Below are 12,353 nucleotides of genomic sequence, written 5' to 3' on the forward strand. Positions count from 1 at the left end.
TACCCGAGCCTAATGGAGGGGCGATAGTGGCAGGCGACGGGACGCTCATCGCGCTGGTCGCCGCCATCATCGGCGTCGGCGTGATCGCACAGATCCTCTCCGACCGCTTTCAGGTGCCGAGCATCATCTTCCTGCTGGGGGCGGGCATCGCGCTCGGTCCCGAGGGGCTCGGCGCCATCACCTCGGAGTCGTTCGGCGACGCGCTGCCGGCCATCGTCGGGCTCTCGGTCGCGGTCATCGTCTTCGAGGGGGCGTTCCACCTCCGGGTGGAGAAGCTCCGGGAGGCACCCCGCGAGACGCTCCGGCTCGTCACCCTGGGCGCGGCCATCGCGTTCGTCGGGACGACCCTGACGGTCCGGTACGCGCTGGGGACCTCCTGGGGCATCGCGGGGCTCATCGGCGCGCTGCTCGTCGCGACCGGCCCGACGGTCGTCACGCCCATCCTCGAGGTCGTCCCGGTCAGGGACCGGGTGGAGGCGGCCCTGGAGACCGAGGGGATCGTCAACGACGTGACCGCGGCGATCCTCGCGGTCGTCATCTTCGAGGCGATCCTCGCCGGCACCACCGCCCCGGGCGCGCTGTTGACGCTGTTCGTCGAACGCCTCGGCACCGGGGTCGTCATCGGCGGCCTGGTCGCGGCGGTCGTGTTCTACGTCCTCCGCTACGTCGACCTCTCGCCGGGGAACGCCCCCCGGAACGCCCGGCTGCTCGTGCTCGCTGGCGCGCTGGTGTCGTACGGCGCGGCCGACTTCATCGTGCGCGAGGCCGGCATCGCGGCGGTCGCCACCGCCGGCATCCTGCTCGGGAACATGGACATCCCGTACGAGGAGGACGTCACCGACTTCAAGGGCGACGTGACGCTGCTGGTGCTCTCGTTCGTGTTCATCGCGCTGGCGGCGCTGCTGCGGTTCGAAGACCTGGTCCTGCTCGGGTGGGGCGGCGTCGCCGTCGTCCTCGCGGTCGTGTTCCTCATCCGCCCGGCGCTCGTGTTCCTCTCGTCGGTCGGCGACCGCTTCTCGCGCCAGGAGAAGCTGTTCATGTCGTTCGTCGGCCCGCGGGGAATCATTCCGGCGTCGGTCTCGACGCTGTTCGCGGTCGAACTCACCGCTCGGGGGATGACCGAGGCGGCGAACGTCCTCGTCGGGACGGTGTTCCTCGTCATCCTGGCGACGGTCGTCCTGGAGGGCGGGTTCGCCCGCCGCATCGCGGAGACGCTTGACGTGATACCAATGCGTGTACTCATCATCGGGGGCGGCACCGTGGGGCGCACCCTCGCCACCCGCCTCGAAGACCGGGGAGAGAACGTCGTCATCATCGACAACGACGAGACACAGGTGCAGACGGCCCGCAACGAGGGCCACACCGTCCACGTGGGCGACGGCACGGACACGGGCGTCCTCCAGTCGGCCGGCGGCGACAACGCGAAGGTCGTCGTCGCCGCGACCGGGGACGACGACGTGAACCTGCTCGTCTCCCAGCTCGCGGCCTCGAAGTTCGAGCCCGAGACCATCCTCGCGCGGGCGAACAACCCCGAGAACGTCGAGGCGTTCGAGGAACTGGGCGTCCGGACGGTCGCCTCGACCATCGCGACCGCCCAGGCGATGGACAACTACATCGAGCGCCCGGCGCTGGCCAACTGGATGGGCGAGATCGGCCGCTCGGGCGACGTCCAGGAAATCGAGGTGACCGCCGAGGAGTACGCGGGCCGGACGATCCGCGACATCGGCCCGGACCTGCCCGGCGGGAGCATCATCGCGCTGGTCGCCCGCGACGGCGAGGCGGTCGTCCCGAGCGCCGACTTCACGATCCAGACCGGCGACCGCGTCACGCTCATCGGCAACCGCGAGGACGTGCGCGACACGATGCGCCAGTTCGACCCGAACTGATCCGGCTCGACCCTGCCCGACCCCGCCCGCCCCGGTTTTCTCCTCCCCGGCCCGCGGCAAGTTCACGAATCGGCTCCGATCAGGAGCCGGGACGGCCGAGTTCGTATCGGTCGCCGGTCAGCGCCGACGCCGCAGGAGTTCTCCCGTCCCGAGCACCCCCGCGAGCGCCCCGGCCACGCCGAACCCCGGCGAGTCGGTCTCCGTGACGTCCGGCCCGCCGATGTCGACGTCGGCGGTGTCGAAGGTCGCCGCGCCGACCTCCTCCAGTTGCGCCTGGACGTGGTCCGAACCACAGTCCGTCTGGCCGGTGACGATGAACAGTTTGCCGAACGCGACGCTGTCGTCGTCCACCGCCGCGAACAGCAGCGTGTCGGCCTGCGGGGTTTCCTCGGACGCGCGGTCGACGACGGTGACGTCGTAGGCGACCACCGCGTCGTCGGACTCGACGAACGGACAGGTGCTCACGTCCCGCGTCGAGGCGTCCTGGTTCACGCCCGCGACGTGGACGAACAGCCCCGTGTAGTCCGAATTTCCGAGCCGCGGCGCGTCCTCGGCGAACGCGGCGCTGGTCGTGGCCCGTTCGGCCTCCCCGTCGGCCGTCCCGGTGCCGTCCTGGGCGCGGGCGGTCCCGACCGTGCCGACCCCGACCGCCGCCGCTCCCGCGCCGGCGGTGCCCCGGAGGAACGACCGGCGGCCGAGTCGGTCCCGGCCGTCGATCCGGTTCACGCCGTCCGGGTCGTCGGAATCGTCCCGTCCGTCCGTCCCGACCGCGTCGTGTGCTGGAGCGGTCCCGCCGCTCCGTGAGTGGTCCCAGCGCATGGAGGCCACCGTTCGTTCCCCGGCCGGGTATGTGGCCTGCCAGCACCTGCCGTGTCACCCCGGGAGGTTCACGCGGGTGTCCGTCACGCGTCGGTACGGTCACGCGGCGTCGCACGGCGGGTGTCGTCTCGGGGGCCACGCCACGCCGTCGTCCAGCCGCGTTCGCCTCGGGGAGCACCTTCCGCCCGGGCCGGGGCCAAATCATTAACCGGATTCCACGGAACCATCCGCCATGGACCCCATCGACTACGCCCAGCTCGAGGACGGCAGCCACTGCAACTACTGGGCGCTCGACCCGACCCTCCGGCGGGCCGCCGAACGCGCCTACCCGGACGACGAGTTCGACTGGGCCGAGTCCCGCCTCTCGGCGTTCGGGTCGGTCGTCGGCCACACCGTCGCTGACAACGCCGACGCGGTCGACGAGCGCGGAATCGACCTGCACACGTACGACCGGAACGGCGACCTGGCGAACGACGTGCGCTACCCCCGAGAACTCCTGGAGAGCGAGCGGCTGGCCTACGAACACGGCACCGTCGCCGACGCGTTCCGCGCCCCGGCCGACCGGGAGGAGCCGGTCGGGCTCGTCCACACGTTGACGATGCAAGCACTGCTCTCCCATGCGGACGCCGGGCTCACCTGCCCGGTGTCGATGACCGCCGGCGCGGCGCTCGTGCTCGGGAACCACGACGACGGCCACCTCGACGGCTATCTCGACGGGCTCACGGCCCGCGAGGGCGACGAGCGCATCGAGGGCGCGATGTTCCTCACCGAGAAGCAGGGCGGCAGCGACGTCGGCGCGGCCGAGACCGTCGCCGAACGCGTCGAGGGTCGGGAGTACGAACTGACCGGCGAGAAGTGGTTCTGCTCGAACGTCGACGCGCAGGGGACGCTCGTGCTCGCCCGCCGGCCCGACGCGCCCGAGGGCACCGCCGGGCTGTCGCTGTTTCTCGTCCCGCACGAACTGCCCGACGGGCGCCTGAACGACCAGACGTACCGCCGGCTGAAGGACAAGCTCGGCACGATCAGCGTCCCGACCGGCGAGGTCGAACTGCAGGGGGCGACGGGGTATCTCGTCGGCGAGCCGGAGGAGGGGTTCCGGTACATGACGACGATGCTGAACTGGGAGCGGGTAACCAACGCCACCGGCGCGGTGGGCATCATCGGCCGCGGGCTGCTGGAGGCGAAGGTCCACGCCGCCAACCGCGAGGCGTTCGGGAAGCGGCTCGACGAACTCCCGCTGATGCGGCGCGATCTGGCGGCGTTGAGCGTCGAGTACGAGGCGGTCGTCGCGGTGACGATGGAGGCCGCCCGCTGGCTCGACCGCTACGAGCGCGACCGCGGCGACGAGGAGGCGTTCAAGCTGATGCGGGTGCTCGCCCCACTGTCGAAACACCACACCGCCCGCGCCGCGGTCGACTGTTCCTCGGACGCGATGGAGATCCTGGGCGGGGACGGCTACGTCCGGGAGTTCGTCACCCACCGTCTGCTCCGGGACGCGCAGGTGCTCCCCATCTGGGAGGGCACCTCGAACGTGCTCTCGCTCGATCTGCTCCGGGCGTTCGACCGGGCCGACGCCGCGCCGACGTTTCTCACCTTCTGTCGCGAGCGACTCGACGAGGCGACCCACCCCGCGCTGGCGGCGGCAGTCGAGGAGGCAGAGACGCGCCACGAGGCGCTCCAGTCGGCCCTGTTCTCGCTCGCCGATGCGGACGAGGCGGACGCACAGCACGGGGCCAAGGAGCTCTCGCGGCTCTGCTACGACGTGCTCGCCGCGAGCCTCCTCCTCGCCGGCGCGCAGGCCGAGATCGACGAGCGCGGGGACGCGCGGCTGGCCGCCGTCGCGCGGTGGTTCGTCCGCGATCGGTTCGAATCGCCCGCCGACCGGGGCGTCTCCGATTCCGAGGCCGTCTCCCGGGAGGCGTTCGACGCGATCGTTCGCCACGCGGGGCTGGATCCCGAGTCACTGACGGACGGTGGCGAGGACGGCGACGGTGGCGACGACTGATCTCTCCTGGCGGGCACGTCTGCCGGCGGACGCCCCCGGCCGGAACTTAAGTCGGCGCCCGTCCATGTGCCGACGATGCGCCACGGTACCACGCCGGCAGTTCCCGCGAGGTGGCCCCGGTGAGCTACGAGCGATCGGTCTCGGCAAGCCCGCACGAACTCGCGCCCGAGACCGTCTGGAACGTCGAGATCCCGCAGCTTCGGGTCGGCCCCGGCGCGGTCGAGGAGATCGGCACACAGCTCGACTCCGTGGGGGCCGACGCGGACGCACGGGGGCTGATCGTCACCGACGAGACGCTCGTCGACCTCGGCCACGCGGGCCGGGTCGCTGACCACGTCGAGGCTGCCGGCTACGACGTGGACGTGTACGACGGTACGGAGCGGGAGCCGTCGATCCGGGACGTCGAGGGCTGCATCTCGTTCGTCCGCGAGGAGATGGGCGCGGACGGCTACGACTTCTACGTCGGCCTCGGCGGCGGGAGCTGTCTCGACACCGCGAAGACGACCCGGTCGGTCGTCGCCAACGGCGGCGAGATCCTGGACTACGTCGCCGAGCCGACCGGCGAGGGGGAGGCGCTGACCGACCACGGCCCGCCGCTGGTGCTGGTGCCGACGACCGCCGGAACCGGCTCCGAGATCTCGCCGGTCGCCATCCTCTCGGTCGAGGAGAAGGAGATCAAGGAGGGCATCTCCAGCGCGAACGTCCGCGCCGACGCCGCGCTGCTCGACCCGACGCTCACGACGACGCTGCCGCCCGAACTCACCGCGAAGACGGCGATGGACGCGCTCGGGCACGCCATCGAGGGGTACACGACACACGCCTTCGACGAACTCCTGCGTCCGGAGGACCCCGCGGACCGCCCGGTGTACGCCGGCCGGACGGGCTTCACCGAGATGTTCAGCGAACGGGCGATCTCGCTCCTCTCGGGCAACGTCCGGCGCGTCGTCAACAACGGCGACGACCTCGAGGCCCGGGGCGCGATGTTGAAGGGCGCGCTGTACGGCGCCATCGCCGGCCTGACGGCGGGCGCGAGCCTCTGTCACGCGATGGCGTACCCCGTCGGCAACCGGTACCACACGTTCCACGGCGAGACCATCGCCGTGCTCACCCCGGCGAGCACGCTCGGCTACAACGTCGCCAGCGACCCCGAGCGGTTCGCGCGGGTGGCCGAGCTGCTCGGGGCGAACACGGACGGGATGGGGACCCGCGAGGCGGCCGACGAGGCCCGCGAGGAGTTCGTGCGCCTCCAGCGCGACCTGAACGTCCTGCCGAGCGGCCTGCACGAACTTGCCGACGTGACCGAGGAGGAGATCGACTGGCTGGCGGGCCAGACGGTCGACACCCAACAGCGCCTGCTCCGCTGTAACCCCCGGCCGGTGACGAAGGCGGACGTGGCGGACATCTTCCGGGAGTCGCTGCACAACTGGGAGTGACGGGGAGGGCATCTCACTCCGTCCGCTCGGTGCGTCTCAGACCGTCACCCGCGCGCCGAGTTCCGGCGCGCTCGCGTCGTAGCCGTCCGCGCGTAACTCCTCGGCGAACGCCTCACAGCGGTCGCCGTGGTTCACCAGCACCTCGGCGTCGCGGTACGACTCCAGGAAGTCTAAGAGCCCGCTTCGGTCGGCGTGTGCCGAAAAGTCGTACTGCTCCACGCGAGCGCTGACCGGCATCACGCGCCCGTCGATCTCCGCGCTCCCGGTCTCCAGCAGGCTCCGCCCGGGGGTGCCCTCGACCTGGTAGCCGGTCAGCGTGATCTTGTTCGTCGGGTTCGCGCGAATCGCCGGGATGTACGTCATGGCGGGGCCGCCAGACAGCATCCCGCTGGTGGTGATGATCGCCGCCCGCTGGTCGACGATGCGCTCCCGCTGGCCGTCGCGGCCGGTGACGACCCGGGCGTGTGACGTCGCACGACGAAGTGCATCGGCGTTGCGGACGAATTCGGGGTACTGCCGCAGCATCTCGGTCACCTCAGTGCCCATCCCGTCGACGTAACAGGGCACGTCGTAGGCCTCACAGATGAGCATCAGTTCCTGCGTCCGTCCGATGGCGAACGCGGGGACGATCACGGTGCCGCCCTCCCAGAGCGTCGTCTTCACGCTCTCGGCGAAGCGTTCCTCGATGGCCGTGCGGTCCTCGTGTTCGACGTCCGAGTACGTGCTCTCACAGATGACGACGTCCGCGTCGGGGCGGGCTGTCGTGCCCGACACCAGTCTCTGATCGTCGGTGTGAAAATCGCCCGTGTAGAGCAGTCGGGTGTCCCCGTCGTCAACGATAACGTGCGCGCTCCCGGGGATGTGGCCCGCCTCGAAGAACGTCACCTCGTAGCCGGCGGCCTCGAACGGCTCGCCGTAGCCGTGTTCGACCGACACCTCGCCGATCCGGCGGACGTCCTCGCCGGTGAACGGGCACCGCGGGCTGTTGCCGTGCAGCTTCAGCGTGTCGCGGGCGAGCGTGAGCGCGAGTTCGCGGGTCGGCGGCGTCCAGTGGATCTCGGGGCGGGCCTCCCCCGAGAGCAGCGCCGGCACCGCGCCGACGTGGTCGAGGTGGCCGTGGGAGACGACGACCGCGTTGGGGTCGACCCCGCGACCGCCCCCGGCCGAGCCGAGGGGGTACTGGGGCGGCGTCGCCGTCTTCGTCCCGTAATCGAGGAGGAGCGACTCGTCGACGAGCACGGCGCTGCGACCGACCTCGCCGGCGCCGCCGAGGAACTGGACGTCCATCGCACCCACCTCCGCGGCGGAGCGGTTTTCCTCCATCGGTTTCGCGCTCGGACGCGTTCACGCCCGGCGCGGTCGCCGGCCGGAGCCGTCAGCGTTCCCGAGCGCGTCCTCGACTTCGGGCGTCAGCCTGCTGTACACCGACCGGCCGTCGCGCTCGCGCTCGACGAGGCCGTCCTCGGCCAGGACGGCACGCTCGTGTTCCGGTCGTACCCCGACGAGCGATCCCAGCAGGACGAGCGGCAGGAACGGCTCATCGCGGACGGGACGGCGACCGCGGAGGTCTACGTCATGAGCGCCGCGGAGTCGGGGAGCGAGAGCGGCGGCGAACTCGCGACCGACGTCGTCACGTACGGCGAGGACACGACCGTCGAGGTGACCGAGCGGAGCGAGGGCACCGTCGAGATGACCGTCGAGCGCTCAAAGGAGCAGGGGAAGGTCCTCATCACCTCGGTCTCGGAGGAGGCGATCAGTTCGGCCGAGGACGTGCAGGTGACCGTCGACGGTGAGGCGGCCGCGCGGGCGTCCTCCTACGGCGAACTCGAGAGCGCCGCGAACGGCGGCGACACCTCGAAGTTCCTCGTCCAGCAGTCCTCGAGCGCCGAGGCGAGCGCGGACGTGCTCGTCGCGGTGAACCACTTCTCGAGCCGCGAGGTCGCCATGAGCGAGGGCGGCAACGGGAGCGATACCGGAAGCGGCGGTGACGGCAGCAGTGACGGCGGCAGCGGCGATGGCTCGACCACGACCGGGCCGGGTCTCGGCGTCACGGCCGGCGTGCTCGCCCTGCTGAGCGTCGCGCTGCTCGCGCGTCGCCGGGTCTGATTCGCCGCGTCGCGCTTCGGGGTGATCCATCGCCTCGCGCGGCGAGGCTGACCCGATTCGGGCCGTCGCGGTCGCGGATCGTACCGTCCGGACGACCACCGGGCTGACGCGGTCACAGATCGTCTTTTCGTCGCAGTTCCCGAGCCGCCGACCGTCGCCAATCCGTCGGTACCTGGCCGCAGTCTGCCAACTATCGCTGCCGAACGTTGATTGGGACTCTCGTGTGATTCGTGAACGTACCCCATGATAACGGAGACAGCGCTCAGAGCCATGTTCACGGACATGGTGACCGCGCGCCACTACGAGGAGCGGTTACAGGAGGAGTATCTGGAGGGGAAACAGCCGGCGTTCGACATCTCGGCGGGCCAGATTCCCGGCGAACTCCACCTCGCCGCGGGGCAGGAACCGGCGGCTGTCGGCGTCTGCCAGCACCTCCGCGAGGACGACACGGTCACCGCGCCCCACCGTCCCCACCACGTCGCCATCGCCAAGGGCGTCGACCTTGACCGGATGACCGCGGAGATATTCGGCCGACAAACGGGCCTCTGCAAGGGGAAGGGCGGGCACATGCACCTGTTCGACCCGGACGTGAACTTCGCGTGCAGCGGCATCATCGCGCAGGGCTGTCCGCCCGCGGTCGGCGCCGCGCTGGCGGCGAAAAAGCGCGGCGAGGACAGCGTCGCCGTGTCGTATCTGGGCGAGGGCGCCATCAGCCAGGGCGGGTTCCTGGAGTCGCTCAACCTGGCGAGCCTCCACGACCTTCCGGTCGTGTTCGTCGTCGAGGACAACGACTGGGCGATCAGCATGCCGAAGGAGCGCGTGACGAACGTCTCCAACGGCGCAAAGCGTGCGGAGGGGTTCGAGATGCCCGGCGAGCGCGTCGACTACAACGACGCCGTCGCGGTGTACGAGGCGGCCGACGGGGCCATCGAGCGCGCCCGCGCCGGCAACGGCCCGACGCTGCTGGAGGTGCAGGTCCACCGCCACATGGGCCACTTCATGGGCGACCCCGAGACGTATCGCCCCGACGAGGAGGTGCCGCGGCTCCGGCGCATGGACCCCATCGACCGCCTCGCGGACGACCTCCGCGACGCGGGCGTGAGTGACGACGAGCTCGAGGAGCTGCGCGAGACGGCCGAGTCACGCGTCGAGGACGCCATCGCGTACGCGAAGGAACAGCCACAGCCCGACCCGGAGGAGGCGTACGAGGACGCGTTCGTGAACCCGCCCGGGGCGAGCGACGCCGCCGCGGCCGACGCCGGAGGTGACGACTGATGGCGACCCAGGACCCCGAACGGGAGGGCGACGAGTCCGAGGCCGCGGCGGCGGAGCAGGAGGCGGCGGCGGAGCACGAGTCCGGCCCTCGGGAGGAACACGAAACGGACGCGGGGGAGGCAGAACGGGAGTCCGACGCCCGGGAGGCCGACGCCGGCGGGCGCGAACTCACGATGAGCCGCGCGATGGTCGAGGCCATCCGGACCGAGATGGCGGCCGACGAGGAGGTGTTCGTCATGGGCGAGGACGTCGCCGACTACGGCGGCATCTTCGACAGCACGCAGGGGCTGCTCGAGGAGTTCGGACACGACCGGGTCATGGACGTCCCCATCAGCGAGACGGGCTTCATCGGCGCCGGCGTCGGGGCCGCACAGGCCGGCATGCGGCCGATCGTCGAGCTGATGTTCGCGGACTTCTTCGGCGTCGCGATGGACCAGATCTACAACGGGATGGCCAAGAACACGTACATGTCGGGCGGGGCGGTGAACGTCCCGATGGTGCTCATGACCGCCGTCGGCGGCGGCTACAACGACGCCGCCCAGCACTCCCAGACGCTGTACGGCACGTTCACGCACCTCCCCGGCATGAAGGTGGTCGTCCCGAGCACGGCCTACGACGCGAAGGGGCTGATGCACGGGGCCATCCGTGACGACGACCCGGTCGTCTACATGTTCCACAAGCGGCTGATGGGCCTCGCCTGGATGCCCGCGCCGCCGGGACCGAAGACGGCCGTCCCGGAGGAGGAGTACACCATCCCGTTCGGCGAGGCGGACGTGAAGCGCGAGGGCGGGGACGTGACCGTGGTCACGCTCGGCCTCCACGTCCACCGGGCGCTCGACGCCGCCGAGGACCTCGCCGAGGACGGCATCGACGCCGAGGTGATCGACCTCCGGACGCTCGTCCCGCTCGACGAGGAGACGATGCTGGACTCGGTCGAGAAGACCGGCCGGCTGGTCGTCGTCGACGAGGACTACCGGTCGTTCGGCCTCACGGGCGAGATCGTCGCCCGCGCCGCGGAGTCGAACCTCGACGCCCTGGAGGCGGTCGAGCGGGTGGCGATGCCGGACGTCCCCATCCCGTACGCCAGGCCGCTGGAGGAGGAGGTGAACCCGGACGGCGAGGACGTCGCCGCCGCCGTGCGCTCCGCGCTCGAATGAGGGTGGGCCGAAGCCGGCTCACACCCTGCGAATCCGTCGCCCGGACCCGAACGAGGTGGGGGCCGTGAGCGAGTCGACCGTCGCGGTCGACTCGGCCGACGTCTGGCCCGCGGACGCCGCCGACGTCGAGGAGGCGGTCGTGGCGACGTGGTTCGTCCGGGAGGGGGCCGCGGTCGAGGTCGACGACACGCTGTGTGAGATCCAGATCGAGAAGGTGAGCGTCGACGTGCCCGCGCCCGCGTCGGGCGAACTCGTCGAGCAGACCGTCCCCGAGAACGGCGAGTTCCGTCGCGGCGACACCCTGGGGCGGATTCGGACCGAGTAGTCGGGAGGCGTCGTCGTCGGACACGGTCGGCATCGTCGGACACGGTCGGCGTCGTCGGTGGCGAGCGTCCGGGCTCCGGGCTACAGCCAGCCCTCCCGACTGAAGTACGCGGTGAGGATGACCGCGACGGCGGCCATCCCGAGCATCGTCGCGTGGTAGGCGTACGGCCACGACAGTTCGGGCATCGCCTCGAAGTTCATGCCGAACACGCCGGCGACGAGCGTGAGCGGCAGGACGACCGTGGCGACGACCGTCAGCCGTCGCATCACCTCGTTGGTCGACTGTGAGAGCGTGTTGAGGTAGATGTCCCGCGCGCCGGCGGTCAGGTCGCGGTACGTCTCGGTCAACTCGACCACCTGCACGAGGTGGTCGTACACGTCGCGGTAGTACTTCTCGATGGGCTCGGTGACGTGGTCGGCGTCACCGCGGTAGAGCGCGTTCGCGGCGTCGCGGCTCGGCCAGACGACCCGCCGGATGGAGAGCAGTTCCCGGCGGAGGTCGTTGATGAGCGCGAGCGTCTCCGGGTCGGGCGCCTCGACGACCCGCTCCTCGACGGTCTCGATGTCGTCCTCGAGTTCGTCGAGCAGGTCGAAGTAGCCGTCGACGATCCGGTCGAACACGAGATAGCCCGCGTAGTCGGCGCCCCGGGAGAGCACGCGGCGCTCGTCGGCCGCCACCCGGTCCCAGACGTCGTCGACGGGCGCGACCGCCTCGGCGGTCATCGTCACCAGCCAGTCGTCGCCGATGAAGATGCCCACCTGCTGGGTGCGGATCTCCTCGAGGAACGTCGTCTCGCCGACGCGGAAGCGGGCGGCCTTCACCAGCAGGAACGTGTACTCGTCGAGCACCTCGGTCTTCGGCCGGACGTCATTCAGCACGTCCTCGACGTGGAGCGGGTGGACGTCGAACCGCTCGGCGACGGCGTCGAGGTCTGCGCGGTCGGCCGACGCGACGGTCGCCCAGGTGGTTCCGGGGGCCTCGATGGCCTCCCCGAGGTCGTCGTACGCGGCGACCCCGTCTGGGGTGTAGGACAGCGAGCGGGTCACGACTCTCCCTCCCGGCCGTACGTCACCGCCGCGAGCGTCACGCCCGCGAGCAGGCCGGCGATGCTGGCCTCGCGGCCGGGGTAGGACGCGACCGTCCCGGCGACGTAGCCGACCAGCGAGAGGCCCGTGAGGCCGAGCGACGCGAGGAACGTCCGGTTCATGCGCTCGGCATGGGTTCGCTGGGTGGTAACCGTTCGGGCATTCTTCTGTGGTGGTGAGTTGTTGGTGCACTCGAGGTGTCCGATTCGGTGACGACCAGCTCGAAAGCCCCCACCTGGGTACGCGAACCCCGGACCGCGCT

11 protein-coding genes are annotated in these 12,353 nt (G+C 70.8%); 7 read left to right on the forward strand and 4 right to left on the reverse strand.

Annotation, left to right across the window (positions count from 1 at the left end; all coding sequences use genetic code 11):
• The first annotated feature begins 23 nt into the window (after positions 1-23).
• Positions 24-1,886 carry a cation:proton antiporter domain-containing protein gene (locus RJT50_RS01615; protein WP_313695892.1) on the forward strand — a complete coding sequence of 621 codons (1,863 nt, stop codon included), beginning with the start codon at positions 24-26 and terminating at the stop codon, positions 1,884-1,886.
• A gap of 117 nt (positions 1,887-2,003) precedes the next feature.
• Here the strand turns inward: RJT50_RS01615 and RJT50_RS01620 are convergent, their stop codons facing one another.
• Positions 2,004-2,705, reverse strand: coding sequence for a PGF-CTERM sorting domain-containing protein (locus RJT50_RS01620; protein WP_313693445.1), 702 nt, complete (start codon positions 2,703-2,705; stop codon positions 2,004-2,006).
• Between the two features lie 232 nt (positions 2,706-2,937).
• Here RJT50_RS01620 and RJT50_RS01625 point away from each other — a divergent pair, with 232 nt between their 5' ends.
• Both RJT50_RS01625 and RJT50_RS01630 read left to right on the forward strand, forming a co-directional pair.
• On the forward strand, positions 2,938-4,710 hold the full coding sequence (locus tag RJT50_RS01625) for an acyl-CoA dehydrogenase family protein (protein WP_313693446.1): 1,773 nt from the start codon (positions 2,938-2,940) through the stop codon (positions 4,708-4,710).
• A 119-nt stretch (positions 4,711-4,829) separates the two neighbouring features.
• Entirely contained in the window at positions 4,830-6,143 is a 1,314-nt protein-coding gene (locus RJT50_RS01630) for a hydroxyacid-oxoacid transhydrogenase (protein WP_313693448.1), read from the forward strand.
• Between the two features lie 36 nt (positions 6,144-6,179).
• Here RJT50_RS01630 and RJT50_RS01635 read toward each other — a convergent pair whose 3' ends face one another.
• Positions 6,180-7,430, reverse strand: coding sequence for an MBL fold metallo-hydrolase (locus RJT50_RS01635; protein WP_313695893.1), 1,251 nt, complete (start codon positions 7,428-7,430; stop codon positions 6,180-6,182).
• 195 nt (positions 7,431-7,625) lie between these two features.
• Here RJT50_RS01635 and RJT50_RS01640 point away from each other — a divergent pair, with 195 nt between their 5' ends.
• From RJT50_RS01640 to RJT50_RS01655, 4 genes are all read left to right on the forward strand, one after another.
• Positions 7,626-8,249: a PGF-CTERM sorting domain-containing protein gene (locus RJT50_RS01640; RefSeq protein ID WP_313693449.1), complete on the forward strand. Its 624-nt coding sequence runs from the start codon at positions 7,626-7,628 to the stop codon at positions 8,247-8,249.
• A 270-nt stretch (positions 8,250-8,519) separates the two neighbouring features.
• Positions 8,520-9,524 (forward strand): thiamine pyrophosphate-dependent dehydrogenase E1 component subunit alpha, encoded by a 1,005-nt coding sequence (locus RJT50_RS01645; protein ID WP_313695894.1) that lies wholly within the window; start codon positions 8,520-8,522, stop codon positions 9,522-9,524.
• 173 nt (positions 9,525-9,697) lie between these two features.
• Positions 9,698-10,681, forward strand: coding sequence for an alpha-ketoacid dehydrogenase subunit beta (locus RJT50_RS01650; RefSeq protein WP_313695896.1), 984 nt, complete (start codon positions 9,698-9,700; stop codon positions 10,679-10,681).
• Between the two features lie 64 nt (positions 10,682-10,745).
• A complete protein-coding gene (locus RJT50_RS01655) occupies positions 10,746-11,006 on the forward strand; it encodes a lipoyl domain-containing protein (RefSeq protein WP_313693451.1) in 261 nt (86 codons plus the stop codon).
• Between the two features lie 80 nt (positions 11,007-11,086).
• Here RJT50_RS01655 and corA read toward each other — a convergent pair whose 3' ends face one another.
• A complete protein-coding gene (gene corA, locus RJT50_RS01660) occupies positions 11,087-12,052 on the reverse strand; it encodes a magnesium/cobalt transporter CorA (protein WP_313693454.1) in 966 nt (321 codons plus the stop codon).
• Positions 12,049-12,213, reverse strand: coding sequence for a hypothetical protein (locus tag RJT50_RS01665; protein WP_313693456.1), 165 nt, complete (start codon positions 12,211-12,213; stop codon positions 12,049-12,051). Before RJT50_RS01665 ends, corA begins: the two co-directional genes overlap by 4 nt.
• Between the last annotated feature and the right edge of the window lie 140 nt (positions 12,214-12,353).

The organism is Halobaculum sp. XH14 (assembly GCF_032116555.1).
GTDB classification, from domain to species: Archaea; Halobacteriota; Halobacteria; order Halobacteriales; family Haloferacaceae; genus Halorarum; species Halorarum halobium.